This is a genomic window from Shewanella sp. DNRA4 (assembly GCF_012843185.1).
Taxonomy (GTDB): Bacteria; Pseudomonadota; Gammaproteobacteria; order Enterobacterales; family Shewanellaceae; genus Shewanella; species Shewanella xiamenensis.
The window spans coordinates 265,264-291,680 of the sequence record NZ_JABAIP010000005.1 but is presented as its reverse complement, the minus strand read 5'-3'; the positions used below and the strand labels follow the sequence as shown (position 1 = coordinate 291,680).

Annotated in this window: 25 protein-coding genes, 1 tRNA gene and 1 pseudogene; 12 read left to right on the top strand and 15 right to left on the bottom strand. The window is 44.1% G+C overall.

Annotation, left to right across the window (positions count from 1 at the left end):
* Window positions 1-662 (top strand): annotated as a pseudogene (locus tag HG547_RS07695) (IS4-like element ISUnCu8 family transposase); the annotation flags it as partial.
* A gap of 52 nt (window positions 663-714) precedes the next feature.
* Here HG547_RS07695 and HG547_RS07690 read toward each other — a convergent pair.
* From HG547_RS07690 to HG547_RS07660, 7 genes are all read right to left on the bottom strand, one after another.
* Entirely contained in the window at window positions 715-1,104 is a 390-nt protein-coding gene (locus HG547_RS07690; RefSeq protein ID WP_169547365.1) for a hypothetical protein, read from the bottom strand.
* Between the two features lie 31 nt (window positions 1,105-1,135).
* Window positions 1,136-1,948, bottom strand: coding sequence for a hypothetical protein (locus tag HG547_RS07685; protein ID WP_169547504.1), 813 nt, complete (start codon window positions 1,946-1,948; stop codon window positions 1,136-1,138).
* Window positions 1,949-2,184: 236 nt separating this feature from the next.
* Window positions 2,185-2,445: a hypothetical protein gene (locus HG547_RS07680; protein WP_169547503.1), complete on the bottom strand. Its 261-nt coding sequence runs from the start codon at window positions 2,443-2,445 to the stop codon at window positions 2,185-2,187.
* Window positions 2,446-2,591: 146 nt separating this feature from the next.
* On the bottom strand, window positions 2,592-4,115 hold the full coding sequence (locus HG547_RS07675) for a hypothetical protein (RefSeq protein WP_348981360.1): 1,524 nt from the start codon (window positions 4,113-4,115) through the stop codon (window positions 2,592-2,594).
* 99 nt (window positions 4,116-4,214) lie between these two features.
* Window positions 4,215-7,325 (bottom strand): MobF family relaxase, encoded by a 3,111-nt coding sequence (gene mobF, locus HG547_RS07670; protein ID WP_169547501.1) that lies wholly within the window; start codon window positions 7,323-7,325, stop codon window positions 4,215-4,217.
* Complete coding sequence (locus HG547_RS07665; protein WP_169547500.1) at window positions 7,322-9,298, bottom strand: type IV secretion system DNA-binding domain-containing protein; 1,977 nt, start codon at window positions 9,296-9,298, stop codon at window positions 7,322-7,324. The genes mobF and HG547_RS07665 overlap by 4 nt, the downstream gene beginning before the upstream one ends.
* The gene (locus HG547_RS07660; RefSeq protein ID WP_169547499.1) at window positions 9,285-9,641 is read right to left on the bottom strand and encodes a hypothetical protein; all 357 of its coding nucleotides are present in this window, start codon (window positions 9,639-9,641) and stop codon (window positions 9,285-9,287) included. The genes HG547_RS07665 and HG547_RS07660 overlap by 14 nt, the downstream gene beginning before the upstream one ends.
* Before the next feature lie 1,313 nt (window positions 9,642-10,954).
* On the opposite strand from HG547_RS07660, the gene HG547_RS07655 reads away from it, so the two are divergent.
* The 5 genes from HG547_RS07655 to HG547_RS07635 all read left to right on the top strand — a co-directional run bounded on the left by HG547_RS07655 (window position 10,955) and on the right by HG547_RS07635 (window position 13,506).
* The gene (locus HG547_RS07655; RefSeq protein ID WP_169547498.1) at window positions 10,955-11,419 is read left to right on the top strand and encodes a hypothetical protein; all 465 of its coding nucleotides are present in this window, start codon (window positions 10,955-10,957) and stop codon (window positions 11,417-11,419) included.
* Window positions 11,420-11,515: 96 nt separating this feature from the next.
* A complete protein-coding gene (locus HG547_RS07650) occupies window positions 11,516-11,941 on the top strand; it encodes a tetratricopeptide repeat protein (protein WP_169547497.1) in 426 nt (141 codons plus the stop codon).
* Between the two features lie 111 nt (window positions 11,942-12,052).
* A complete protein-coding gene (locus tag HG547_RS07645; RefSeq protein ID WP_169547496.1) occupies window positions 12,053-12,361 on the top strand; it encodes a hypothetical protein in 309 nt (102 codons plus the stop codon).
* 121 nt (window positions 12,362-12,482) lie between these two features.
* On the top strand, window positions 12,483-13,016 hold the full coding sequence (locus HG547_RS07640) for a hypothetical protein (protein ID WP_023265374.1): 534 nt from the start codon (window positions 12,483-12,485) through the stop codon (window positions 13,014-13,016).
* Window positions 13,017-13,116: 100 nt separating this feature from the next.
* Entirely contained in the window at window positions 13,117-13,506 is a 390-nt protein-coding gene (locus HG547_RS07635; protein ID WP_169547495.1) for a hypothetical protein, read from the top strand.
* A 440-nt stretch (window positions 13,507-13,946) separates the two neighbouring features.
* Here the strand turns inward: HG547_RS07635 and HG547_RS07630 are convergent, their stop codons facing one another.
* From HG547_RS07630 to HG547_RS07615, 4 genes are all read right to left on the bottom strand, one after another.
* Window positions 13,947-14,708: an ABC transporter ATPase gene (locus tag HG547_RS07630; RefSeq protein ID WP_169547494.1), complete on the bottom strand. Its 762-nt coding sequence runs from the start codon at window positions 14,706-14,708 to the stop codon at window positions 13,947-13,949.
* Complete coding sequence (locus tag HG547_RS07625) at window positions 14,698-15,609, bottom strand: helicase RepA family protein (RefSeq protein WP_248278715.1); 912 nt, start codon at window positions 15,607-15,609, stop codon at window positions 14,698-14,700. The genes HG547_RS07630 and HG547_RS07625 overlap by 11 nt, the downstream gene beginning before the upstream one ends.
* The gene (locus HG547_RS07620) at window positions 15,606-15,845 is read right to left on the bottom strand and encodes a hypothetical protein (RefSeq protein WP_248278714.1); all 240 of its coding nucleotides are present in this window, start codon (window positions 15,843-15,845) and stop codon (window positions 15,606-15,608) included. Before HG547_RS07620 ends, HG547_RS07625 begins: the two co-directional genes overlap by 4 nt.
* Before the next feature lie 375 nt (window positions 15,846-16,220).
* Window positions 16,221-16,787 (bottom strand): hypothetical protein, encoded by a 567-nt coding sequence (locus HG547_RS07615; RefSeq protein ID WP_169547492.1) that lies wholly within the window; start codon window positions 16,785-16,787, stop codon window positions 16,221-16,223.
* A gap of 416 nt (window positions 16,788-17,203) precedes the next feature.
* Between HG547_RS07615 and HG547_RS07610 the strand changes: the two genes are divergently transcribed.
* The 4 genes from HG547_RS07610 (at window position 17,204) to HG547_RS07595 (ending at window position 21,944) form a co-directional block, all read left to right on the top strand.
* Window positions 17,204-17,791, top strand: a complete 588-nt coding sequence (locus tag HG547_RS07610; protein WP_169547491.1) for a hypothetical protein — start codon at window positions 17,204-17,206, stop codon at window positions 17,789-17,791.
* Window positions 17,792-17,852: 61 nt separating this feature from the next.
* Complete coding sequence (locus HG547_RS07605) at window positions 17,853-18,230, top strand: hypothetical protein (RefSeq protein WP_169547490.1); 378 nt, start codon at window positions 17,853-17,855, stop codon at window positions 18,228-18,230.
* Window positions 18,230-20,338: a hypothetical protein gene (locus HG547_RS07600; RefSeq protein ID WP_169547489.1), complete on the top strand. Its 2,109-nt coding sequence runs from the start codon at window positions 18,230-18,232 to the stop codon at window positions 20,336-20,338. The genes HG547_RS07605 and HG547_RS07600 overlap by 1 nt, the downstream gene beginning before the upstream one ends.
* 541 nt (window positions 20,339-20,879) lie before the next feature.
* On the top strand, window positions 20,880-21,944 hold the full coding sequence (locus tag HG547_RS07595; protein ID WP_169547488.1) for an Abi family protein: 1,065 nt from the start codon (window positions 20,880-20,882) through the stop codon (window positions 21,942-21,944).
* A 448-nt stretch (window positions 21,945-22,392) separates the two neighbouring features.
* Here HG547_RS07595 and HG547_RS07590 read toward each other — a convergent pair whose 3' ends face one another.
* The 3 genes from HG547_RS07590 to HG547_RS07580 form a co-directional block, all read right to left on the bottom strand.
* Window positions 22,393-22,695 (bottom strand): type II toxin-antitoxin system RnlB family antitoxin, encoded by a 303-nt coding sequence (locus tag HG547_RS07590; protein WP_348981359.1) that lies wholly within the window; start codon window positions 22,693-22,695, stop codon window positions 22,393-22,395.
* A gap of 41 nt (window positions 22,696-22,736) precedes the next feature.
* Window positions 22,737-23,816, bottom strand: a complete 1,080-nt coding sequence (locus HG547_RS07585) for a type II toxin-antitoxin system RnlA family toxin (RefSeq protein WP_169547487.1) — start codon at window positions 23,814-23,816, stop codon at window positions 22,737-22,739.
* 490 nt (window positions 23,817-24,306) lie between these two features.
* A complete protein-coding gene (locus HG547_RS07580) occupies window positions 24,307-24,447 on the bottom strand; it encodes a hypothetical protein (protein WP_169547486.1) in 141 nt (46 codons plus the stop codon).
* Window positions 24,448-24,760: 313 nt separating this feature from the next.
* Here HG547_RS07580 and HG547_RS07575 point away from each other — a divergent pair, with 313 nt between their 5' ends.
* Complete coding sequence (locus HG547_RS07575) at window positions 24,761-24,988, top strand: DUF4224 domain-containing protein (RefSeq protein WP_011625439.1); 228 nt, start codon at window positions 24,761-24,763, stop codon at window positions 24,986-24,988.
* On the top strand, window positions 24,981-25,997 hold the full coding sequence (locus tag HG547_RS07570; RefSeq protein WP_169547485.1) for a tyrosine-type recombinase/integrase: 1,017 nt from the start codon (window positions 24,981-24,983) through the stop codon (window positions 25,995-25,997). The genes HG547_RS07575 and HG547_RS07570 overlap by 8 nt, the downstream gene beginning before the upstream one ends.
* A gap of 92 nt (window positions 25,998-26,089) precedes the next feature.
* Here the strand turns inward: HG547_RS07570 and HG547_RS07565 are convergent.
* Window positions 26,090-26,166 (bottom strand) — tRNA-Trp (locus HG547_RS07565).
* Between the last annotated feature and the right edge of the window lie 251 nt (window positions 26,167-26,417).

Genomic DNA, 26,417 nt, shown 5'->3' with positions numbered 1-26,417 from the left:
TCCTCATTCCTCAGAAAGGCGGAAGGAAAGCCCGGGCGGTGACGCTGGAAATGAGATATGCCCGAGTGACCCTCAAAGCCCCAGCCAACAAACGCACTCTGGCAGATATCCCTCTGTATTACGTCAGTGTCGTAGAGCAAAGTCATCGTGAAGAAAAACTGGCATGGCACTTACTCACCTCCGAATCTATCACATGCTCGAAGGAGGCACTGGAGGTTGTCGGCTATTACGAGCGCCGTTGGTTGATTGAAGATTACCACAAGGTATGGAAAAGCAGTGGCACCGCGGTGGAAGAGCTGAGAATGCAGTGCCGTGAGAACCTGGAGCGTATGAGTGTGATACTGGCTTTTATCGCCACACGCTTACTCCAGCTTCGCTTTATGAAGGTATCCAAAGCGGAAGTGACAGCACAATGTTGTGAAACGCTATTGGGTCAGAAAGCGTGGAAATTACTTTGGCTGAAAATGGAGGGACGTCCGTTACCTCAACAGGCACCCGATATGCAGTGGGCGTACGAGCGTCTGGCCAGATTAGGGGGTTGGAAAGATACCAAGCGGACAGGTCGAGCTTGTGTAGAGGTATTGTGGGAAGGATGGTTTAGGTTACAAACCATCCTTGAGGGTTACGAATTGGCCATGTCTCTCAATCACGAAGACTTGTGATCAAGAGACAGGGTTAACCTGCCTTTTAAAGTGTGATAATCAGGAATCATTATTATTTTTTCTTATCCGGTTTGATCGCTACAAGTTCCTCTAATGGGCTTGGCCCTGTCAGGCTATAATTAATCACCGCCGGATTATTATAACGAACATCAGAGAGGTCCAGATGTAATCCCACTTGGCTCTCTCCTGTTACATCCTCCAGGCAATGTCGAGATTCCATATCAAGAGCAGCCATATATTTCTGTTCATTACTTTGAGGGCCGAGCGCCATGGTAATGAGACAGTCTTTTCCATGCTCAATCTTGTAAGTAACATTAATAGTGTCACCACTTGCTGGGAACTTAAAAACCATAAGTGAAGCGTCGGTAATTCTAGGCTTTGTCGCGCACCCAGCCAAAGAGAGCATAGATGCGGTAGCCACTGCTAAGATTGCTTTTTTCATTTCAGTTTCCTCATTTATTTGAATGCAATTATCAACGACCAATTGACTTGTTTTTGTCACAGTCGATTCTTTTTTCACTGTGTTGTTGGTGCTGAATTGACGATACCGCTTGACGTTCTTTCTCTCTCGCTTGAGCTTGAGCTATGGCTTTATGATGTTCTGGTTGAGGTTGATATTGGCTATAGTCTTTTCTAGCGGACTGGGATAGCTTGTTATAGGTGCTAACAATCAGTCTGTCGGCTTCTTTCTGTTGACCACCTTGTTCTAATTGCTTGGCATTAGTGATGACTTCAGACATAAGCCCATGTCGCTGCTCTGTTTTGACGTCTAGTTGAAGGCGTGACAACTCAACACCTAGAGCTTTTGTCATTTTCCCAATATCTTTTTTTAGTTCATGGGCAGCTTGTTGCTGCTTTGTCTTGTCTGACTCAAAAAAGATTTTCTGAATAGCCTTTGCCGCCATCCAAACTAAAGCACCTGCGGCCTCGGTAAAAATATCGTTCTCTAAATATCCCCGCTGATAGTTAGAAAGTGTTTTAGAGAGCCAGTTATCTTGAGTTGGTTTCTCGTGCCCCATGCTTTCGACTTGCTTTATTAGCAACTGGACAGAATCAACAATTTTCATCTGCTGCTCAGATAGCTGCCGATACTGCTCATTCATGTGAGCATGATCAAAAACGCTGGTTTTCATCTGCTCATTTTTAATAGGATGACTATTCATACTTTGCACAATTGACTTAGCCGCTGATTCAAGCTGCCCAACCAACTTTTTAGGGTCAGAGACATCCGCTTTGCTAAGTTCTTGATAGAGCGTCGCAATTTTCGCTTTTTCGTTCAATTCCATTCCAATTACCTCTTAATGACGATGTTTTACATGTAGGTTTCCATTAACCCACTCTTCGCTAATGAAATTATTGGGCTCGATAATGTGTTCAAAGTGGCTAGCTGACACCTCTATATCTGCATGAAAGCGCTCGATCTCAGCCTGATAAGTCCGCATTTCAGCCACAAGGTTGGATAGTTGAGAGTACAGATCAGGCTTGGGCTCTCTTCTGAAGATTTTTCTGAAAATACTATTAATCATTGAGTGCCCCCTTGATACCAAGAAGCAATAGGTTCGAAATGATCTCCCCACTCCATGATCTTCAAAAAGTCATCGGTATTATCGACTCTGGCAAGTCCACAATATGTTTTCGTGTATTGACCATCGAGACACTTCAATACCGTGAAGTGAAGAGGTTCACCAGATTCTGTTCTTGCAGCGGTTACGCCTCGTCTTTGATGAATGTGAGCGTCATTTATTGGAAGTACTAATCCGTTAACTTGAATATCTGCCGCCATAGTGTCCTCATTTATCTCTACTCTCTTTGAGCTAATATTTTCTCAGATGAGCAAGCTTTAGATGGCACGCCAAAGTGCCCAATTTGGACAAAAAGAAAGGGGCCTTAGCCCCTAAACGAATGAGTGGAGAAATTGAATTCAGTGTTCTAGCGTTTGTGTTCGCCAGCTTCTATCTGTTCGCGAGAAAAGACTGTAGGACAACGTGAAACATCCGGTTTTCCATAACCATTCACAGCCTCTGACCTGCTGCATATGTAGGCATCAAACCGACCTGCCGCTTGCATCATTTTTTCTTTGGCCTTCATTGACTCGCTTGCCTTTTCTAAGTAATCACAGGCCGGATAAGACCAAGTTGCGAGTCCTGAATGACCTGCCGCATATGTAGAGCAGGTTTCCCGCTCCGTGACTTTCTCTGTGTAACTTGCAATACCACTTCCTTTTTTCTGGAGTTGAGTCTGAATAATTGAGTCGTGCTGGTACGGACCGGGATAGCTCCAATAAGGGACCTGATAGCTGTTGAATGTAGGAGAGTACACCGACATAAACCCTCGAAGCCCCTCGCTTTCACCAGCAATGTAATCAGCAACACGTTTCCAGTTACCATCTGTCCATTTCAAGCAGTGATAACCACCATCCGCTTGACGAGGTTTAGCTCCCAGCGCGATAGCGAGCTCATCAATCTCGATGTCACTATCCTGGCTGCTATTACCTGCACCAAATGCTGCACACATACCACCCACGTGCATTACGGATATGACACTGGATCGCCCGATCGCGTAAGGTCTGATATCAAACGCATCAAAGTATCCAGTTCGTTGATAATTATAGAAGTTGGCAGCAATAATATTCATTGATCCAGATCTGGATTGCATGTTTAATACATCACGAGACATTTTAAGCGCACTATCCCAACCAACTCGCGATGCAGCCGCCGCAATAAGACTACCCATCACATCATTGTCATGAGACGAGATAGTGTATTGAACAGATGAAACAGGAGTTCGCACAGCACAGTATTCATAATATTCATTGAAGGCTTGATCCTTTTTCTCCTGCGAGGCGGCTTCATTATAGTTCACCAAGAATTTCTCCAGGCTCAGTTCCTGACCGTCCTTCGTACACTCATTGCCTCCGTTGATCAAACATCGCTCATAAAGCTCAACCGTTCCATTAAAAGAGGCAACATTAATACGCGCATAGCGGCTGATAAAATCGTCAACTGAGAGCAACTGGCTAGAGTCATCGAAGCAATCACGGAATCCATATTTCATAGCCATATTAGCTTTATCGGAACTACTATCTAGGTTTGAGAAACTCCATCTCCTTTGTTCTTCGCGTCGTTTATCGTTGGCGGTGCGAATGCGCTCCATGGCTTGCGTTTGATTCTCTTGACCTAGCAGCTCTGCTGTCCACAAGTTGAAGGTTTGCCATTCCACACCTAAGTTTGCCACCATCTCAGCAGCCGAGTTGAATGCCTCCTTGCTACCGAAATCTTCCTGTTTGAATCCAACGAGTTTCATGTCGGCTATTGCGGCCTGAACGTCTGGCTCCACTTTTTCTACTTTTTGAGTCGGCATATTTGACTGAGTGTTGCCAGTGATATTTGGCATAGTCGCGGAGCAACCTGCCAGTACAGTCATTACAGCGATTGACGTAAAAAGAACTTTCACTTTTAGATCTCCCTTTTGGTTTCGAATCCATTTCATTTTCAAATTAAAGGGCAGTTTAGCTAGTACGCCCAACTGCCCAATTTGGACAATAGACAGCAATCATCTTGTTAGACTGTGCTGTCTGTCACCTCTTGATTTATCGCGTTCTTGACCCCTATCCGCTAATTGCTCTAACGAGCGTCCTGATTCTGGATGCTGCCATATCTTATCAATCAAGTGCTCAAGCGGTTCCAGAGACTGGTAACTGCTTTCCTTAGCCGTTTGTTTTTGCCCTGAGCGCTGCTCTACAGCTCGAACCAGCCCTTCTTTTGAATCGGTATAGAGATACACGCGGTCCTTTGCTCTTGATATCTGCACGTAGAACTGTTCCGTGTTCAATAAAGCTTCCCGGTTGGTTTCCGCGTGCACAAACACGTTCTGGGCTGTTTTACCTTGGGCAGAGTGAACAGTCATGGCGTAACCGTGATCCCAATGGGAATTAGCCAGTTTGGACATGTCAAACTCACCGGTTTTACCATTTGAAAGTCTGAAGGTTACGTTCGTGCCTTCTATCTTCTCAACTTTGGCCGTGTCATTGTTCAATCGTCCAGTTGGCTTATCATTATCACGCCACACGATCTTCTCACCAACGGCCAAACCACTTTCAGTTAGGTTGAACATCTGGATGTTCTTGGCCGCATAACGTTCAGGGGAGAAGCGAATCAGCTCAGACTGCTCATTGGCCCCGAACTTCTTAAGCAAAATATCGTGATTATCTCGACCAACAACCTGATAATACAGGCCCTTCTTGATGCCCTCACGCTTGAAGCTACGCGCAAACCGGACGATTTGCCCATTTTGATACGATGTCACCACACGCCGTTCAGCTTCGGTTGCATCGACTGGTGATAGCTGGTTAGTTCGGAGCTCTTCGCCCAGAGTGCCTTCTTTCTTTAATGCTTCACGAACTAATTCATTGGTGCGACTGCGGCCCTCACGGCTTGGTTCGAGGATAATACTTATGGCTCGTTCCTGCGGCGCAAGAGCCATGTAGTCCGTCACAAGCTCTTGTCTGCGGGTTTCACCGCTTTTCTCATGGTCAATTTTTCCGCTTTTTTTACGAGAGACCATTTCCTTTATCGTGCTACCGCTCTCCTCTAATCGACTGAGAGCGTGAGAGGCATTCTTCATAAGGGAGAGATACACAGCATCCCGAGTACCTCGGTTAGTCTGCCGAACGATTTCTTCTAGATGATAGGTTTCCATCCCGTGATTTTGAAGCTGCCTGAAAGCAGCACCAGCTTCGACTGAGGCTAGCTGACGAACATCACCGGTCAATACGACACGAGCCCCCGATTGCCCCGCACGTTGCAAGAGGTCTCGCATTAGCTTGGTGCCTACCATGCTGGACTCATCCACAATCCAAAGTTGAGGAGTTTTTTCCAACATTTTTCCAAGACCGTCACGTTCTCCCTGTAACTCTGATCTTTCATATTGGAGTTCGTCGAGTCGTTTCTGATAGAGCGGTGAATTCTCGGGAATAAGAATCCCCGTCTTTTCATCAATATACGGATTGGAGAGGGATTTTTCGATTTGCTCTAACCGCTTATCAATTTTATCGATCTGGGTATGAGTTTTCCGTTCTTGAACCCACTCGTTGCGGTTTTGTGCCAGAAAAGACTGAATTGTTCCAGACTGAATTCCAGCACCATCAATCAAACTCTGACCAGCAGAATTCGTAGGGGTTAGCCCCCTAACCTCATACCCCATGTCCCTGGCTGTCTCAGCTACAGTTCGGAGGACGGAGGTAGTCTTAGCCGTACCGGCGAACCCTTGCACTCCAACGATCCGATTCTCGGAGAGCAGAATGCCCTCAGTAGCTTTCCGTTGGTCAGCGTTCCACTCATATCCAAGTTCATTCGCCTTCTCCTCAGCATTGGAAATGGCCGCAGCAGCCTGTTCCCTGCTGCATAATGCCTGAACACGGTCGCGGCCAAGGTATTCCTCCTTGAGTACTTCATCCTCTATGGCGATGGCCGCTTTCGACGTATATCCCCGCACATCAATCTCTTGCTTGCTGACCTGATCAAAGGTTCTAACCGACTTATCTATGAGCTGACCACTGCCAATTGCGGCATCAATCGCATTGATAACATCAGAAAGTAGTACTCGCGATCCGACATAGCGGCTAGCCTCTTTGACTAGATCGTGGTGCGTCCAAGATGTATCACGCTCTCCAAGGTGTTCAGTCGCCCACATGACGGCTTCGTTGGCTAATTGAACCCGCGCCAAAATCGCCTCGGATTGCAGCTCCAGAGATGGGATTTCTTCCCGAGACTGAGCTATGAGCCCTTCCAATTCTGCCAGCTTCTCTTCGCCTAATTCGACATGCCAGCGATTCAGAAGCTCACCTCGCTCAGCGGCAACCTTTCGATCCCGCGTGTCGAGCGTGGCGGTCTCCTTTTCCCTAGCCGTGGCCGTCTCACGGGTCTTTCCCCGAACTTCTAGCGCATCTCCGATGGCCTCTGACCGTTTCGACAGTTCACGCACAGTCTCTTTACTTACCCCAGCAATTTCCCAGGTCCCATCTTTACCCTGGTGCTCTAGTCGAAAGCCCAGTGAGCCGACTTCTTGAGCGAGAAATTGACGGTAGACCAGACCAAGGTGCTTTTGATCAATGAAGATTGGTTTATTCTCCGTTGAGCGCCACTGGCCGTCATTTCGCTGTGTTAAATTCATTACCACGCAGTGTGTGTGAAGCTGAGGATCAAGAGCACGACTGGTTGTATGTTTGAAAGTTGCTGCGACCATTGAACCTGTCTTCTCGTATTCCAAGGTGTTCTCGGTACGATTGCGGTTCCTTGTGACGATATATTCGTTCTCTATATGTTGAAGAACTGCTTGGACTGCTCGGTCATGGGCTTCGAGAAGCCGCTTATCACCAGCAACTTCTGCCAAGATAGAAACACTCTTGGGTGCTGAAAAAGTGAGGTCGGTCCCTGGTTGGTGTTTCCACTCGCCGTCACGGAAAGTACCGACCTGTTGACCGTCTGGGAGCCGCCCCTCCAGAAGTGATTTAAAAGTTCCTCGATCCACCTCACCAGCAAGGCCAAGAGTCTCAGCTCCAGAACCTATCCATGTTGAAGGAGATAGCCCGTCTACATAGTAGTCATCATGCTCAAAGTAATGACCGGCAGCTCCGGCACTTTTAATAGAATATGCAGACATCATGATTTTTTGCCTCCTTTTCCAAGCAGACCAAATACCAAATCATCATCCACTCCATCAGTTCCCAACACTGAATGTACTTCCTGTTCTATATCACTTAGGGCTGGTAATTGCCCTTTAGACACCTCAGCACCATGCTTATTGGAAAGTTCTTTCGGAGCAAAGTCAGTATCAGCTTTCATTTTCAAGGACCGTGCGGCATTGAGCAGACGCATACCAACCGTCTCATTCTCATCACCTTGAATAAAACCGTCAGCGATCTTCGGAAGTCTCAAGAAAGGAATATCAATACGGGCTTTACTCTCCACGCCCCAAATTTTGGCAAAACAAGACAAATCAGGCAGGTCCATGATTTCACTGGGAAGAACAATTTTTCGGTTTTGACGTTTAGAACTGACTCGAACGCCGTCTCGAATGTCATCGGCGGAGTAGTTTAAGTCTTCATCAACTTCCTCACGCTCAGCTTCACCAAGTACTTTGGAGACCCACTCAGCAGTGTCTGCATTATTCAAACGAAAATGAAACTGCGTGGAGCACAGGCCAAGTATGGTTTTAGAGGTGTTTTTCCCAAACTCTTCCTCTAGCTGGTTTATTTCCTGAATACCTAAAACAACAGCCGCACCGAAGCCCCGCCCTTCGGCCATCAACATTGAAAGAGCAGGAATTTTTTTGAGGCTTGGTAGCTCATCGACAACAATCCAAAGCGTTCGATCATTATTGACACCACACGCCATCAACCCCTTAGCCACTGATTGAATCCACGTTGAAATTAGAGGCTTCTGAATCTCAACTTCAGCTTCCCGTACTGGTAAGAACAACCAGCTATCGTCGGCATCAGGTTCATCGCCTTCTGCTATCCAATCTCTTATAGAGAAGAATCCCTTTTGACTCTCTTCTTTCAACAGGCGAAGTGGACGAACACCATCTACGATTGTGGAACGGATACTTTCGAGAGTTCGCTCGTTATCTTCATTGAAATATGTCGCTGCTGGAGTGCCTGCAACTAGTTCTTTGAGTAACTCAAGGTCATTCCACGCTGTCGCCCGAAGAAGTGAAAGCAATGACTTCGGTCCGTCTAGATATAGATTCTGAAGTGCGGCAGAAACAACTGCCCTTGCAGCGGATGTAAAAAACTTATCAGAGCCACTGTTACTATTAGAACTAGGTAAAAGTGTCTCAGATATCCAGTCCGCATCAAATGGAGAAGCCATTTCTTCCCATGGAGTCCATTGGTGTGAGCGGCGATCTGCCGGATTGAGTATGTGATCAACTCCGTCCCGATAGAACATCTCTACGAATTCGCCTTTCTTGTCATACACCACAGCCCGGTCTCCACGAGCACGAATAGCTTTAAGCAAATGAGTTAGTGCTGTAGATTTACCGGCACCCGTGGTGCCACTAATCAAGGTGTGCTTTTTTGAAAATCTTGTAGGTAAGGGAAAATCGCCAAGGGTTAAATCAGAAACACCATGCTTTTCTACGATTTCTCCTTTCAATTTTTCGGATGCAACAAGTTTCGCCCCTCGAATATATTTGTCTTCTTTGATTTCCTTACCTCTTTTAACTGCCTTAACGACAAGATAAACACCAATTGGCAAGTACAATACAAAGAGCGAACTGAAAACCCATCCAAAGGATTTGAGAAGCTTAACAGCAGCTTCCTGAAATAGTGGTTCATTTATCACCACAGAGGATGGCAGAGATTCGCGCCCATCTAGGGCAACACAGGTTCCTACAGTCACGCTTGAAAATGGTTGTACTAATCCCTTCAATTGTGCCCAAAGATATGTACTAGTGTTTTGCAAGACACATTTATCGGCGTCTATCCAGAGATATAATAGGCCCCCGATAATCGCCAACAAAACACCAGGCAAAAATATCCAAATCCCGCTGAATAACAACATCTGCTGACTGTGAAGCCATGTATCCGCTCCGCGAACAAAATCCCCTATACGGCCTTTTCTAATTGTTGCCATTATCGTCCCCTCCAATAAAGTGAGTACGCAGAGCATTTGTGCGCGCTGAAATGACCTGTTTAGCCTCAGCCAATTCATCCTCTGAGCAGGTCTTTTTGAGCAGAAAATCTGTGGTTGCCACATTTATCGATAGCAGGTTAATTAGCTGCTGATAAATCTCCTTCTGATCCACTTGTACGTTTCTGATTTCGTGCAGTGTTGAGTCATTATTTAATGCCTGCTCAATCAAAGACACCGCCGTTTTACTAACCGTTTGTCCTGATTCTTTAGCTAATTCCTTCAACAATATATGTACTTGTCTAGGTGGATATATTTGTACGCGGTACGCCTTAGAAACTCCCATTGTAGTCCCCCTTATCCCTGATTCTCTTGTGTGCGGCTCCCTTGCAACTCTGCATGTGCAGAGGCGCAGGGAGTCCCCTCAGAAGGCGCTACTGCGCCGGATGAGACAGACCACTCGCGGTGAGTGGGGTGTGGAGAAAAATCTGGGCGAAGCTCGGAGTTTTCTTGCTGTGAGATGGGGCCCCCGCTCGATAGAGCGGGGTGAATTGTTTCAACCATTCGCAGAAAAGAAATTGCCAATTTTCGTGTCTCATACTCATGGTATTTCCTTGCCCTAAACATCAAGCTATTGGCGATCGATGTGATAGCTTGCTCTACCGACTTTGAATCCGATGCAGTCTCAAGAATTGCGAGAATTGAAGCGCCAGAACAATGCTGGCACTGCCGAGGATGAAGTTTCATTCGTTATCTCCTGATTGATGAATTTCAGGAGAGATTCTGGCCTTTAGGTGTATAAATCCCGGCACGTCAAACTGCCCAATTTGGACAAATCAGCCACTTGGAAAAATGGCTAGTGTCATTCAAAAGCCACCTGTTGATAGCTTTTTGATGTGGCACAGCCACAACTCTACTTGGTAATCACCCAAAAGCGACCTATTGATGGTGTTTCGGTTGCATTAACTAGAGTTCAGACAGCCTCCCCCCTCCAAAGTCACCAAAAATCCACCTATTGGTAGCGTTTCGGTGACTATTGAGATAAACAACGAATGCAGGTTTGTTTTAGGGTTCAAAAAACAATAGGTTGGGCTTAAGGAATGCACACAAGTCTAAGGGTAGATAGATTTAATCTTCAGGTCACAGATATCGGGATGCAATGTAAGGCTGTACATCATTCAGTTCGTCACTTTTCCTCTGCAAGTTCACCTGGGAGAAATGATGGTAAACATCTTATCGCAAACAAGCTTTTGCCCCAAAGCTTGCTAGCATTTATTTAGTGAATCGAAAACTGACGAATGAATTGCCCTACAAAATCTCATCCATTTACCTAATGTTTGGCCCTACCGTAAAGCGACTAACAATGTATGGGTATACAGTCGTATTTAAATTTAGATGCTTTTGAGTGTTTTTACACTCATTAGTTTGCGCGTTTATCCAGCCTAAAATTTATAAAACCCTTAAAAATCATAAGCATAAACTTTCCCAAAATTAGTTAATAGGTTTGAAAAACGCGCATGCACGTTTTTCCGGATGGTGTATTAGATAAAAAGCTGATAAGTTCTTTGCAATACAAACAGTTAATGATGCGCATTTTTACTGGTCTAATGAGGTAAACGCGCATGCGCACTAATAAAATGTTAAAAGCCTCTGGGAAATATGGCTCGTAGAATAGAACTAGGAAGTATAGCAAGTGGATTGATCGGTTCGTTCAGTAGCCGAAATAATGACGTGGATGGCTATTGGGGAATTGGAAAGCTCCACAAGTTTGTTGAAAATGAGGCCAATAAAGTCGTTGTGATTGACCTTCTGTCAGGAAGTATTCATCCGCCAACAGCCGAATTTAATTCTCTAATCAAGTTCTATCAAGCAAGATTAGCGTCACACTTAAAAGCCCGTAACATTTCTTATGATTGGCTTTCATCTGTTGAAATCACAGCGGAATTTGAAACGGCATATGAAAAGAAGCATCATTTTTGGCGTTCCGGTCTAGGCAAGCCATACAAGCTAAAGTGCGATATTCTTGATGATAACGGCAAGCACCATGTTGCCTATGCTTACAACAATAGCAGACCACATGATCCAGCTAGAGAATCAAGGAGTTGTCGTGACGTCGGCTTTTAACAAGCGGCAGCAGTCGGACTCGGCAAAATCTGTCACCAATTTTGCTAACGCAAAATTGCCGCCAGTTTTACCTCGCCGCTGTGCCGGGCGTTACATGTGAATATGGAAACACCACCGTTCTACGATGAAGTGCACGAGTTGGCTTTGAGTCTTGTAAATTCACAAGACCAAACCAAATCATACTGGCAGCTATATGAAAAACTACGAGAGGTTTGTGAAAATCATGCAGGCTCTAAAAGCAACCATCCATTTCAATGGGAAACTCTCGCTGACTTCACGATAGACAATCTGGCTGCGTTAGAAATCTATGCAAAGGCTTTAGAAATTGCTGAAAATTTAGATTTGAAACAATATTCCGCATCAATCCAGCTCGCCATGGCAGAACGTTACCTTCAGCTGGGAAATGTTGAGCATGCATTTAAATTTGCAAGCTCCGCTAATGAAACTGCTAAGAGTACGAATGATCTAGACCTTCGCAGAGAAATAAGCGAGCTTCTTCTTGAGGTTTGCGGAAACATGTAACAAGCGGCTCAAACCGACCTCCACTGCGTTGCTCGTTTTGCGCTTTTTCGCTACGCTAGCGCAAAACAAGCAACTCCGTTCCGGCGGCTTAGCCGGGCGTTATGTTTCACTATGAATGAGCTACTTACATACCTCGAAAAATGGAAGAATTCCAAATCTAAAATATTTGGGGCTGAAGGCTACGCCGTTTCTATCACAGAAGAACTAGGTGATTCCGTTAAAGCTCGTTATATCGAAATAGATGGAAATGGATTACTTGCTAGAGCAACTCTGTGGGAGAGTGGGAATCTAGTACTCGAGGCTTTGGAGGTCGAAACAGAAGCGCAAGTGCTCCAAAAAGCTTTTGAAACTCCCGAGCTTTGGCAGCTCGATGACAAATTAAACTGGTGGCTCAGCGAGGTAGCAACCTATGAGCCCTAAAAACATAACAAGCAAAGGCAGCATCGCCCTGCGGGCTGGACGCGCTAACGCGCGCCGCTGCTTTGGGCGTTATGTTTCTTCCGCAGTTCACTAGATTTTTTTAGAAAAGGATTTGAAGTACATGAAGTTCATCAGGTTTACAACGCTCATATTGGTCGTTGCCATTATCATAGCAGTACTGTCATACGAGAAACTTATCTCAAATATATTACTACCGCAGTATATTGACTGGGCATATGAAACTGATAAAAAAGGTTTGGAGTCTGGAATACCTCTTAATGCACAAGAATTGTCTTTAGCAGAAGAAATAGGAATTCAAAACCCAAAAAAAATAAGGATTGTGTATGTGGATGAAGTTCCGTTCCCATACGAAAACTTTGCGCTGAAAACACTAGGTGAAGCACTCGGATTTATTGGTGAAGGCGTTATCAACAATGCTCAAGTATTCGGATACTCAATTTATGTTCGCAATGGTTATGAATTAAATAGGCCAAAGCTAGCCCATGAATTGGTTCATGTACTTCAAATTGAACGAAGCAATCTCAGCCATATAATAACTCAGCACTTCTCGGAATTAGCAGAATATGGGTACGACAAAGCACCTTTAGAGGTCGAAGCGTTTAAAGCGAATAAAGAATATGCGGCCGATTGGTAACTATGCTTTTAGTAGAAAAACATAACAATCGCCATCAAAAGCGCGCCCGTTGGGCGCTCGACTCGCAACACGTTGCTCGCGTTTGTGGCGTGGAGATAAATTGAAAACCTCAAGAATTGTCAAATACACTTTGATCATGTTCGTACTACTTACGGCATTAAGTACATTTACGAGCACGGTAATTGGGGTTGAGAATTTAGCTGCACTTTCGTTTGGCGAGTATTTTACGTATCAGTTACTACCGTCATCTATTTTAGCAATTTCCATATACGCATTAATGGCGAAGCTAGATTCGGTTAAAGCATGGAGCTATGCAACCATTGTGTTTATTTTTAACTTTATCTTGGAGTGGCTCATCCTATCGCTGTTGATGCAAGAATTATATATTCCTCCAACTTGGTTCATAGAACTTCCTCTGTCAGTGTTGTCGGCCATTACCGGAACTTTAATTGGAGGAAATTGGGGTCAAAAACGTGCAGCTGCCACATAACAAGCGCCTTAAACATTGCGGCCTGTGGCCGCTGGACTCGCAACAAGTTGCTCGCCGTTTAGGCGATAGTTATCTCCTTAGAAATTTTAATCCGAAACTGAAGAGTTAGAGCAAAGGGTCTATGTTGCTTTTGTCCCTTTTCATTTAAGGACGGCTTACTGACCGCCCTTCAGCATCCTTTTCAACCGTTTGAGAAGTTCGAAGAATCCCCCTAGCCAGTATGGTAAGGGGAAAGGCTTTGCAGGGCCAGAGAGCTTAGCGGTTAGCCGAACGCCATAAAGGCGGAAGGCTATGCCGCCCTGAATATACTGAATATCCTGTAGATACTGCCAAAATCAGGCCGTTGTGGCACATAACCGAGCCACTGTGGCACATTGTTGGGCCGTTGTGACACGCTATCGGGCCGTTGTGGCACATTTTCCTTAGCAAAGTTAATCCAATCAGGCCGCTGTAGCACGCATTATCCGAATTGCAGTTTCGCATAACTCAATGCCCACCATCTTTAAACCCTCTCTATCTTCCTTCAACCGTCGTCGGCCATTGCGCAGATCCATGCTTGTAATATTCTGTCCATACACAGCTCGCAGTAGAGTGTCAGTGTACCAGCCACCACTTGGATGGTTTTGATGGGTTAACACATGACGAGCCACAGCTTGACTAACTCCATGTTGAAGTCGTGCTATAGGTCTAGGTGAGTAGTATAGATTGAGGTCTCGCTCTAGGAGCATTACTAGAGCAATGCCTAGTCTTACTCGCCAGAGGTGACGCTCACCTCTGGTAAGTGGGTTGTAGCGCGTTTTAGGTGAAGGGATCACGTGATCGATCAGCCCACCAATAATCCGATCTCCTGACAGCTCAAGCTCTGGCGTGACAATTTCAACTGTTGCGCTTCGGAGGTCTTTTAACAACGACTGTAGACGAGACAAACTGTAGTTATGGTCAGACAAAATTCGACGAACTTTGGCTGGATCAACCAATAACTCAATACCACCATCAGAAATCTCTCTTTTACGCTCTGCGGTGTACATTATTGCCTCAACCACATCAGCATGTCGTTGCCCTAAGCGGCCATTGACGCGACAGCGACCGAAAGATGTCGTAATCCAATCGCCTTGCATTTCCCTTGGGCGTAACGACGGCTGATATAACATGACTCGCGCTTGTAATACTGTGCTGGTAGGCACGACTTCATTACCAGTCATTCTCGCCTCCCACAACTTTGCTTAACCGTGGCTTTCCATATTTCTCCCTCATCGTCGATTTTGAAGAGCTCCCATACGAAAGCTGCGCTGGTTGTAGCACACCTCCAGGACCCCTTTGGAACCATCGATCTTCTATCGGTGCGGAGTAATTGATCTTTGGGAATGACAGTCGTACAAAGTTACGGCGGCAATTTTCATCGATGTTGAATTGTTTAGCCTGATCTAGAGTCATTCCGATCAAATTCGCCTGAAATCGAGCGTTGTCAGTCAGAACTGAGCTTCCCCTACTGGCTTGCTGGGCATCACCACCATTGAGCGCTCCGGCTTTGCTCGTGTGGTGAAGGAATAGCACTGTTGTTGAGTTCTCAAGGCAAAGCTGCTCCATGTAGGCTAGCAGTCCAGCCATGTGACCGCCGTCATTCTCGTCCAGTTTGTGAAAGCGCCGCAACGTATCAACGATGACTAGCCGTGCATCACGAGTGACGCTGGCAAGCCAGCGCCGCCATTCTATCGTCATCACATCCACGCCACGGCCAACAAGGGGAGCAACATGTAGATTAGTGAATACTGTTTCCTTCTCTATTTGTTTAAGGCGTTCACCGATGGAATAAAAGCGCCGATTAAGCACATCGGATGGATCTTCACCTGTGAGGAATATAACGCGGCCTACATTTCGCTGCCATGCTGTGTCCATGCCTGTGAAATTAAGCATATCAGGGCCACCAGATACTGTGATGGCTGCTTGTAACGCAAGCATCGTTTTCCCTGTCGAACCAGGTGATACAAGTGCTCCCACGGTTCCTGATTTGAAACCTGGTAACACAAAATCAAGGGGAGCTGGCTCATGTTCTACAGCGTGTCGCAAATCGAGCCACGAAAAATTCTCCATGAACTCGCTCATGCAATACCTCCAGCTATGCCATATTGGGTAGCAAGTATCGTATTGCGGCGATTAATTTCAGCTTCTACTGCTGGATTTACAGCGGTTGGAAGCAGTTTGGAAAAATGAGCAATGGCCAGGCACACATAGGCCTTATGGGTTATTGAGCCGCTTGCAGCCGCCACATCGATCATTTGTGAAAATGGTTCCGACAATACAATCTTGCGGAAATAAGAAGGGTGAATTTGTACGTTCATAACAAACCTCAACGAATAAAAAGTTGAGGCACTGCGATCGCGGCTGTTGATAGCACTCCGCCCCATTCGCGCCTGATTCACGGGGGGTTATGGCGATACGCTTTAACCATGTAGGTCTGAACCTACAAGGCCGCTCATGCTAACCATGAACTCACAGCGGAACTTTCAAGTTTGAAAGTTTTCTGCTAACCGAAGATTAGTATGCTGTTTGTTTGAGGAGGCCAGCTACCTCTCGTTACTAAAAGCTTGCTATCAATATTGAAGTAAAAATCTTGCTGGCGATTTTGATTATGTCTAGTCCGAACAAACTCATTATCACTGCGCTAGCGATGAGCATTTCAATCTTAGAAATTTGTTGGTACATAACCGAGCTCCTTAAAATAACGATTGTTGATGATTCAACCTAGGTAATGTTGCAATGTGACCAATTCGATGATCTGTTTGTGGCCGCTCCCAATTAGTTTTACCGCACGCAGGGCAGCGGCAGCTAACAACTTTATCTCTCAATCCCGGTCCACTGAAGACTTCATTTTTACAATGTACACATTCAGCAAAAAAAGCCTCTCCTGTATTTATTTCCTCACAGGCTTTATAGAAGCCTGAAATATCAAAATCTTTTTTACTTTTTAGCCATGTATATGCTTCAAGAACTGATTCTAGATGAGTTAGTTTCTCGCGCAATTCACAATAAATTTGTGTTGCAGATGAATAGATAATCCAGTCTGTCTTTGCCAAAATATTTTGTCCATACGTTGCACACCGACGCTCACGAATGGAAAGGTCCTCTCTTATTTTTCTGACTTGTTTATAGCTGAAGGAAGTTTCCTTCTGAACTATTGAATTCGAAAAACCAATCTTGACCAAATAGTAACCAAACGCCCATCTATTAAGGTGATGGTTATCTGGCAGGAACGGTAGTGGTTTGAATACATTGGAACGCATAAAGCCCCCTGTTCAAAGTTTAAAACAATGAACAAGCGAGACCCCATGCCTTACTTGGTGTCCCAAACACAAATCATGAATGGGCTATTTGATGTGCGAAGGAATAAATCCTTACTCGAATGAAAATGCTGTTTAAAGGCCAGCTACCTTTATTCAAAGAATATCAGTTTAAAGGGAGTTGTCAACAACCCCAAAACCAAAATTGGTCAATAATTTCATTTAGTTAAGTTTGTTACGTCAGAACAAATTTCAATTACTGTAATTATCATAATTACGATAATACCGTAATTACGATAACCCTAAACCCTTTTCCATTTTGTCCAAAAAGGGCAATTTGGCGTACCAAAATATCTGGTGATCGCATTCAAAATTCTCCCTGCGATAAACGCATTTATTATTCAATGGAGAGACAAGCAATGCAAAAATTAAAACTTATCACTATCACCTCAGTTGTTACTTTATCCTCAGTTGGTGCATTTGCCGGTACAGGTACTGGAACAGCAGAAATCGCAGCAACACCGCCAGCTCTTTCAATAGTCGAGATTCAGCCATACAAAATGACGCTAGAACGAAAGGCAGGAGCATCACCTACAAGTGGCTTCTCATTAAAAAGCTGGTCAACTCACCTGGCACAAAACCCAGAGGACACAGCGCAACCAGGGTGTTTAAAAGTACAAGGGGATATAGCGAAGAACGTTGGCATTACAATTACTAACCTGTCAAATCCTACTGCGCCTGGAGGAGCAACGTTGAGCTTCTCAGGAACACCAAAGGTTAATCTAACCACTTCAACTGTTGATTGCGCGGACGCCATATCTAAAACAAGCGCTGGCGTTGGTATAAACGCAGCACCAGTTTCAGCAACCACTTCCTCCTCGGGCGAGCTTTATATCGCCTGGTCGTATCGCCAACCTGCCACAGCCTCATCAGGATTCATGCAGCTCAGTGCATGGGAAGAAGGGATCTTTTCTGGAACGGTCGATATCACCGTCGATTACCAATAATTCAATAGTGTCAGGGCCAGCAAAACGTTGGCCCTGACCATTGCCATTCACAGAGGTCCCAATGAAGTCCCTTATTAATTCAGGTTTGATGGCAGCAATCGTAGCGCTTCTATCTCTATCTAGACCAGCATCAGCCTTCCAACTCAAGATCCACGAAGTGGATATCGTTCACAAAGCGGTTGCTGAAATCCCAGTATCAAATACCCTAAATTCGCCAATAATAGTGAAAATCACTCCACCAGATGGGGTACAAATATTTCCAAGACGCTTCCAACTTCTCCCAGGAGAGCGGCAAGTAGTAAAAGCCCGTGAGAGTGATGGGAAAGTATTGACGCCAGACGCCAAGATGGCATTTTCATATGCAGTAATAGGCGAAGGAAAACAAGGTGTTCACTCAAGAATTACACTAAGAATACCTGTCAGAGGGGAGTCTGAGTGATGAAGCAAAAACTTTCACATGTGAAAGTTTTTGTGCCCTCTATCTTGGCCGCAGCTTTCACACTTACAGCCTCACCAACACGTGCGGATGACTACCTGATGGAGTTTGTCATGAACGGACAAAACAAGGGGGAATACCTTGTTTCTCGTGGAGTAGATAGCACCACGGCTGAGCCAGGGCTATGGCAAGCTGCTGGTGTAAACACAACAGCATCACTTCCCTTGGAAAGGTTAAACAATCTTGGTCATGTCAAAATTGTTTGGTCAGAACAAACCATCTACTTTTACCCACGTCATAACACAACCAAACCCAAAGTAGTCAAACCAGAGGTTGCAATTGAACCAACTGTATCTAATTTGGATGTAAAATCCATTGACTACTTTCTCACCTATCAAAACAAAGGTGATATTTCAGGTAACGTCACGGGAACAGGACGCGTCGCAGATCTCGATGTTGATGTTAGAGCGGGGATAGGAGGACAAGAGTCATATTTCTCATCACAATGGCATAGTGAAGACAATCGCTATATAAAAGACGTTGAGCTGGGACGAGTGCAGCGATATGGATTGGATGGCTTTGCCGTAACAAACGAGAACTATTTGTCTACAGGTTCATTTTCTAGTGACCAGATAGAGTTGTACTGGCCTGTTGGAACAAGGGTAGATGTATACCGTGACGGAACCTATCTAGAATCTCTGGTTCTGGATAGTGAGCCGTTTTCTTACAAAATTGAGCTGGATTACAGCACTAATCTATATAAATTTGACGCTGTATTGCCCGATGGCACAACGGACACCAAAACAGTAGAAAGAGCCATTTCGGGACGACTTGCGCCAGTAGGAGGTCTAAACTACCAGGTAGCTATAGGCAAGTCTCCAATCTCAAATGAAAGCAAACTAATTGGACACTTGGCCTATGGATTGACTAACGAATTGTCGCTTTTCGCTGGTCAGGATGAACAGGAAAGACAGTATTTTTCCACTTTATATTCAATCGATGACTTTTCATTTGAGCCTGCTTGGTATGGCAGTAGTGGATACGCTCTGAACGGCTCTTGGCAGGATGACAATCTTTCGATCTTTGGACAACTAAGTGATTTAGACAACTATCAATTACGCTCTATTAGTGTTTCATCACGCTCTCTGTTTCAACCAAATATTCAGTACTCTTCCCGCACGCACGGCGGATTTGAAACTCAGGAAACGACGCTACGCACGTATCACAGTACTCGCATTGAGACACTGAATACTTCAATTTCTTTATCTCCATACTATTCCAATCGTTTAACCGGTGGCGTCAGATCCAATATCTTTGGAGGGCGAATGCTTGCTAACATGCCGGAAGGTTGGCAGGTTTTGGCGTCCTATGAGCATGAAAGTAAAGAGCTTGATGGTATTGAAGATATAGAACATTTCAATGGAGAGGTATCAAAACGATTTAACCTAGGACGGCTAACTTATCGCTACACGGCAAGCAATTTTGGTCATGGATGGGAAGGCCAGCAACAAAGCCTACGTGCTGATCTTTGGAACTGGAAATTTGCAACTGTATCAGCTTCGTTCAACCACTCGTCTAATAGCGGTAACAACATTACTTTATCAGTCAGTGGTAGCTTTGGCCGAACTGGATTATCAAGAACTCCTCAGCGCAGTCAAGCTCAGTTGGAACTATCAACCTGCAAAGATTTAAACCTTAACGGAATCTGTGAACCAACTGAGCCCGAAGTTGAAGGTATCACTGCAACAGTGGCAGAAAGAGAAGTTGTAACACCAGCCATCGTTGATTCACTCACACCTTATCAAAGTTACACCATTCAGGTAGGTAGCGGCTTCAACTTGTCCCCTCGTTACAAAGCTGTGGAATCAACAAGGTTAATTAGAGGCGGAGTAAATAGGTTGCGTTTACCGTTAACTGAAATTAGTGAAGTTGAAGGCCAGCTTGAACGAGATAGAATTAGAGTGGCTCTAATTGACACAGAAACGGAAGATGTTCTGGCGGAACAAACCACTGAATTTGGGGGATGGTATCTGTTTTATGCTCCATCTGGGCGCAAGGTCAAAGTTGTGGAACAACCTGAATCAAAACCGGCTAAAAACTTTCACATGTGAAAGTTACCATCCGCTAGCTGATACAAAATACCCAACACATAAAACACGCCTACGTGCCCGCAGCGTCACCATCAATTCAATAAAAATGCGTTTCACTCTACGCAACTGTAGAAGAGTATTAAAGTATCATACTGATATGGCGGTTTTAGTTGGATGCTAGCCGTCAGCTTTGTTTCTAAGCTGCCCCAAAAAAAGTTACGAGTCATTAAAGATGGGGATTAAACGGATGAAATTTTCATTAGATGAAATAATAACCCAAAAAGGGATAACCTAACCTCTTCTTGGATGTACTAGGTATGAGAGATAGCTCGAAGAATAAAGGTAAAAGTACAAGATCGAAAAAGGCTCCTAAAAGGAGCCCTTCGAAAAATATCTCGCTAACGGGGTCTAAGACCAACCAGCTTCACACTGTACCGCGCTTTCAATCTAGTGACGTTTCCGTCGATAAATGGATTCTAGCTAATCACAGCTCCATGTCAAGTAGTTTGTTGACTGTCGGAAGCATAGGTATACTCTATCATCATCACCGCGGAACACTTATATGCCTGTAGCATCAATAATTAAAACACTATCAATCCCTCGACTATCTACTTACAAAAAACCAAACTTATGCGATGCAAGCGATGAACAAAGTTTAGGACTCTACGTGTGGAACAAACAGCTATCTGGTCTTTTTTATCCTGTGCTTCAAGTATTAGAAGTCTCTTTGCGCAATGCTATCAATAATGCTTACATCGAATACAATGAGAACTCAATCAAAGCAAATTTTCCAGAACCAGATTGGATCACAGAGATAACCAAGATAGACCCATTTTGGTTTCGAAGTTCTTATACACTTCAAAATAATCGCCCAGCATTTCAACAGATAAAGAAAGCAGAGGCTGATTTGAATAGAGAGGGGAAAGCTATTACCCCTGATAACCTAATTGCAAAACTAACGTTTGGTTTTTGGGTACACTTAACAGACAGAAATCATCGTTCAAGCCAAGCTCCTGCTAATCCACCGATTATCGAGCTTTGGCCGAAACTGAACAGTTTAGTTTTTCCATACGCTAAGGACTTAAATGGTACTCCTTTGAGTATTAACCATATCAGCGCAAATTTATTTCAAATCAATATACTTAGAAATCGTATCGCACATCATGAACCAATTTGGAATGCAACAGATTTATTCGATTCCGACGATAGTATAAATACTGTTCTAGCCCATTACGAACTGTGCTTAAAAATCATTCGTTGGATCAACCCCAACAACTTAAAGTTGTTGTCTGTCATAGAGAACGACAAACTGATGGGGATAGCCTGCTCTCAACATACGCTATGGCGAAGTAAAATGTTAGCATCGGGACTTCCTTCTGTCCCAGACATTATTGAATGGAAAGAAAGGCATGAAATAAACACCAGACGCCAGGGAGAAGTCGTTAAGGTGGAGCCCAGCTATGCGATTATACTATGCAAAAAAACACATCAGGTATTCTACACAAACCAAGGAATGCAGAAGAGACGGAAAGCTTGGCCTTTGCCAGTTGGTATTGATGTTACTTTCATTCCCAAACCCGCCACAGCTCAAGGCAATCATCCCAATGCGACTCAAGTAAAACAATAAACTCAATCAATTATCATCACATCAACAAGGCTACTTGGATTAGCCTTGTTGAACTATGCACTTTTATTCAACAAACACACATAAGGGATATGTCAATGGAGTCAGATCTTGTTTTACTTGATGAAATTGATGAAAATCTCGACACCTAACTCAGTTAATTTGTCACTAAATTAGCTAAACAAATAACTCACATTGTCCCAGAAACGTGTTTCATCGGATGGTTGTTGGAAAGTAAAAAAGTATCATACTAAAAAGGCTGCTATCACTTCGATACCCTGAATTTTCTAAAACATTTGCCCCTTTATGAGTTACAACCTAAAGTTCAAACACTGATGTTCAGGTAACTTTGATATACAAAAGTAATGAACTGTAAGAAGCAAGACCTGCCACCGAACTTCCCTTTACGGGGCTTAGTAATGTTATGTGAGCAATAACAACCGCGCAAAGATCAGTGAGTAAATTTTTCAACTTCTTCGGATGAGAGGACGCTGCCAAGTAAGAACGTCTGATCTTGTTTGGCAATAGTGTCTTGTTCGTCTTTGAGACTTGGGTTCACTTCTGATTCAAGCGCGAAGGAAGATCGATCGAATTTCCGTTCGGAGAATTTCATGGATGCAAAGCGGTTCTCTGCCAAGCCATTTACGGCTAGCAAATCGAATAAAACCGTACCCTCGAACTGTAAGTTATCGAGTTCTACGGTTAGCTGTTTTAACTGACGCAAAGGGTGGAAGTCTGCGGTAGCAGTAACCACAGAAATTTCACCTATAATGCGTATCTTCTTGATCATAATTGTCATGTTCTAGCGGTATACAAATTATCAATGGCATTGTAAGCATCGTTTGAAAGACTAATCGCCATCTCCAAATTTGATATTAAACGGCTACCGCCATCGAACTCCTCCATATGGAATAAGGTATGCCGATGTTTCCTATAAAAACTATAGCCGACATTGAAGGCGCTTTCCATTGCAGCATTACCGATTTGAGCGCTGAAAGCTGGCTTAATTGTACACTGTCCACTTTTTGTGTCGACGTTAAAAAAATCACCAAAACCATGTTCAGCGTCAGCAACAGACATACCATAGCTGTCAAGAAGTTGCTTCAACACTCCTTCTAACGCCCTGAGATCTGGGTACAGCAGAAGGCAATAATCGGGGAGCTGAGGCGATGCAAGTTTTACACAGCAACTCGAAATCAACAACTTTTTTACCTGCGCAGGCAATTGTTCGTAACTATTCACAAAAAATCGCTTTAGGTGATCTTCTGCCATTTCAGTCCGAACTATCTCTGCACTATTATCGTCCTTTTTGTAGAGAACTTGAGCAAGCGCTTTAAGATCTAACAGACCGGTCAGCATGAAAATAACTCGCCGATAGCAAGATAGGGGCTTCCCCTGTATTTGCATATTTCTCGTGGTTCTATGACTCGTTAATTTAAGTTGGTCTTGGTGCGCAATGCTTTTAAGCGTGATTTGCTTGCACGCAGGCTCATCACGATTGATTTCTATTTTAAACTCACCCGAATCATTTATGAAAGCAATTACTGAATCGAAATCTTCTGCCCTGATTCCGTCAATAGACAGATTTACAGATTCAAATTCGGCTGGATTGATAGTTGCTTTCAAGTAATCAGCAAAATGTTCACCTAGTTCCTGATTGCTGCCAATTCTGTGGCTAATGGTTGTCGTACCATCTTGGTTCAGGTAAAGGTCTACCATAGCGAACTTCGATCCAGCAGAACCGAATTTATAACGCTTTCCTTTTCCGACTATTGTTGGCTCGCCGTCTTGTACCATATTGTTGCATTCTAAAAACTTGGCAACGTGAGCATCAATTGCATCTCTATCGAGATTTAGATTTTTGTAGTCGGACATTAATCACTCCCTGTGAGCGTAGCTAAGCTCAAATGTAAGCATATTATATGAAAGCGACACAATAGTAAAAAACCAGAAACCTTGCAGCTACGTGGTTAATATGCTGGCCACCAGGACTTGAATCAGGGAGCTGAAGATTATGAGTCGAAAATTAAGAATAATGAACAGACTGAGTTTTTCGACCTCATTTGCCATACTTCATATAACGCAAATAGTCAGAGTGCTTTGTGGGCCGTAACTAGGAAATGTCCCAAAATGAGTACAACAGCATGATACTTTAATGCTCAGTTGTAGCTCGATTTAGACCAGCTAGTAGCAATCAGTATGAATCTATATTTCTGGTCACGTTTAATCTAAAACGGTACAAACAGGGCTACTCGACTGTTTAGTATGAAACTTTATTCCTCTCCCACAGTTTATTTTCCTTCAGTTGAATCATGCTGAGGCAGATAAACTTTCACATGTGAAAATTTTTGCATCCACTTCGTCGTCAGCCGCCTGCTTGCTCGTTAGCGGCTGACGAGTCATCCTTTTCATCAATATCCTTTAGAATTTCCGCAGCCTTCTCATTTGCTTGCAAAACCACCCCTAGTTTTTCCTGCTCCAGAATCTGCTCTAACGTTCTTGCCATAATGCCCTCCTTCCAAGTCCAAGCTATTATAAACAATAGATGTTAAATAACGAGAGGGATGAGCAATGACGCCGTTAATATGGGGATTACTGGGATTGTTCGTTTTCTTCACAGTGGTGACTTTCGGAAGCTTGTATCTTTACAATAAGCGGGATAAGCAGTAACACCTATTCGCCACTTAAATAACTCTCTATGTGTCCATATTGGGCAGTTTGAGAGGTCACAACTTAAAGAAATAAATGAAAAAATAGTCGCAAATATATTGGAGCTAAAGAATTTATAATTCTTTGCTCAAGCATTATGGATAACTAATATGGCGACCATTTTAAACGAAATGCTAACAGAGCAACAATTAATAGAGCTAACCGGCTATACGAAAGCAAGCGCCCAAATCAAGCAACTAAAGTTACAAGGAATACATTATCATTTACGTAGTGACGGTAAGCCTGTAGTGACATGGACGGCGGTAAACTACCCATTTACACATCGAGCGGTAGCAAATGACAATGTTCCTAATTTTGGAGCAATAAGCAATGGCTAAACGCAAACCAGAAGATGCATGGATGCCAAAAGGTGTATACCTGCATAAAGTTCGCGGTAAGGCTACCAGCTACATCATGAAAAACAGCAAGCGCACAATTACCTTGTGCTCGGCATCTTCAACACGTGCAGAAGTTTGGACTGCATACGAAGCAGCTATTGAAAAATCACTGACCAAGTACACATTCAAACGCATGGCTGACGAATACCAGGCATCTGCAACATTCAAAGAACTAGCACCTCGCTCGCAAAGGGATAGAGAACGAGAACTAGCTATGTTTAATAAAGTCTTTGGCGAAATGGAACCAGACACAATTAAGCCACACCACATTCGTCGATACATGGATATTAGAGGGAACACAAGTCGTACTCAGGCAAATCACGAATTATCAGCATGTAGTGTAGTCTTCGGCTGGGGATACGAGCGTGGTCATTGCAAAGAAAACCCTGCTAAAGGCGTTAAGAAGTTTAAGAATAAATCTCGTGATCGGTACATCACTGACTATGAGTTTAACGCACTGCTTGAGTGCTGCGAACAGCGGCTAAAAATTGCTTGTGAGATCAGTTATCTATGTGCTGCGCGACAAGCCGATGTGTTATCACTGAAGTGGTCACAAGTGATGGATGAAGGGATTTTTATTCAGCAGGGTAAAACTGGCAAGAAACAGATCAAGGCTTGGTCGCCACGCTTGCATGAACTCATTAATGAAGCGAAAACATTACGCAAAGGTATTGCCAGCGTCTTTGTAATCAACAAAACAGGTGGAGGCAGGTTAACAGCAAATGGTCTGCGCAGCAGTTGGCGCAGAGCGATAGACAAACTAGCATTACAATATCCAGACATTGAACGAACGTTCACATTTCACGACATCAAAGCGAAAGGCATCTCTGACTTTGAGGGAAACATTCACGACAAGCAGCAATTTAGTGGGCATAAAACCGTTGGCCAAGTGAACGTTTATGACCGCAGAACTGAGATAGTGCCAACGATCGGCAGTATTAAGAAGTGAATCGTTATTCAAAAAGCTGATTAGACATTTCTAACAACTTTTCTAACAAAATAAAACGGCTCGCATATTTCTATGCAAGCCGTTGTTTTATTTGGCAGGGGTGGCAGGACTCGAACCCGCAACCATCGGTTTTGGAGACCGCTGTTCTACCAATTGGAACTACACCCCTGTTGACGTGGGGCATTATGCTAAAAGCACTCTCAAAGGTAAAGGACTTTTTATGACAAACTTAATTAACTGAGGAATTTTCAAACAAGTTTGCCATCTACTGTTGATTTAATTGGCATAAAGCTGAAAAAGTCGTCATGTAAGCTCAGTGCAGAGCGTTAAAAAACCGTTGGCAACGGCGTAAACGGTGAAACCTGATGCTCTGTCTATGGCCCAGAAACTCACAAAAGAGTCGTCAAAACGACTTAAAGG

Coding starts and splice junctions, on each gene's coding strand:
- HG547_RS07620 (WP_248278714.1), bottom strand. CDS start 15,845: ATGAACGTACAAATTCACCCTTCTTATTTCCGCAAGATTGTATTGTCG.
- mobF (WP_169547501.1), bottom strand. CDS start 7,325: ATGATGTCTGCATATTCTATTAAAAGTGCCGGAGCTGCCGGTCATTAC.
- HG547_RS07615 (WP_169547492.1), bottom strand. CDS start 16,787: ATGCGTTCCAATGTATTCAAACCACTACCGTTCCTGCCAGATAACCAT.
- HG547_RS07580 (WP_169547486.1), bottom strand. CDS start 24,447: ATGGCAAGAACGTTAGAGCAGATTCTGGAGCAGGAAAAACTAGGGGTG.
- HG547_RS07585 (WP_169547487.1), bottom strand. CDS start 23,816: ATGTCCGACTACAAAAATCTAAATCTCGATAGAGATGCAATTGATGCT.
- HG547_RS07665 (WP_169547500.1), bottom strand. CDS start 9,298: ATGGCAACAATTAGAAAAGGCCGTATAGGGGATTTTGTTCGCGGAGCG.
- HG547_RS07595 (WP_169547488.1), top strand. CDS start 20,880: ATGCCTGTAGCATCAATAATTAAAACACTATCAATCCCTCGACTATCT.
- HG547_RS07570 (WP_169547485.1), top strand. CDS start 24,981: ATGGCTAAACGCAAACCAGAAGATGCATGGATGCCAAAAGGTGTATAC.
- HG547_RS07640 (WP_023265374.1), top strand. CDS start 12,483: ATGAAGTTCATCAGGTTTACAACGCTCATATTGGTCGTTGCCATTATC.
- HG547_RS07680 (WP_169547503.1), bottom strand. CDS start 2,445: ATGGCGGCAGATATTCAAGTTAACGGATTAGTACTTCCAATAAATGAC.
- HG547_RS07575 (WP_011625439.1), top strand. CDS start 24,761: ATGGCGACCATTTTAAACGAAATGCTAACAGAGCAACAATTAATAGAG.
- HG547_RS07655 (WP_169547498.1), top strand. CDS start 10,955: ATGGCTCGTAGAATAGAACTAGGAAGTATAGCAAGTGGATTGATCGGT.
- HG547_RS07625 (WP_248278715.1), bottom strand. CDS start 15,609: ATGAGCGAGTTCATGGAGAATTTTTCGTGGCTCGATTTGCGACACGCT.
- HG547_RS07645 (WP_169547496.1), top strand. CDS start 12,053: ATGAATGAGCTACTTACATACCTCGAAAAATGGAAGAATTCCAAATCT.
- HG547_RS07685 (WP_169547504.1), bottom strand. CDS start 1,948: ATGGAATTGAACGAAAAAGCGAAAATTGCGACGCTCTATCAAGAACTT.
- HG547_RS07610 (WP_169547491.1), top strand. CDS start 17,204: ATGCAAAAATTAAAACTTATCACTATCACCTCAGTTGTTACTTTATCC.
- HG547_RS07690 (WP_169547365.1), bottom strand. CDS start 1,104: ATGAAAAAAGCAATCTTAGCAGTGGCTACCGCATCTATGCTCTCTTTG.
- HG547_RS07605 (WP_169547490.1), top strand. CDS start 17,853: ATGAAGTCCCTTATTAATTCAGGTTTGATGGCAGCAATCGTAGCGCTT.
- HG547_RS07660 (WP_169547499.1), bottom strand. CDS start 9,641: ATGGGAGTTTCTAAGGCGTACCGCGTACAAATATATCCACCTAGACAA.
- HG547_RS07630 (WP_169547494.1), bottom strand. CDS start 14,708: ATGACTGGTAATGAAGTCGTGCCTACCAGCACAGTATTACAAGCGCGA.
- HG547_RS07600 (WP_169547489.1), top strand. CDS start 18,230: ATGAAGCAAAAACTTTCACATGTGAAAGTTTTTGTGCCCTCTATCTTG.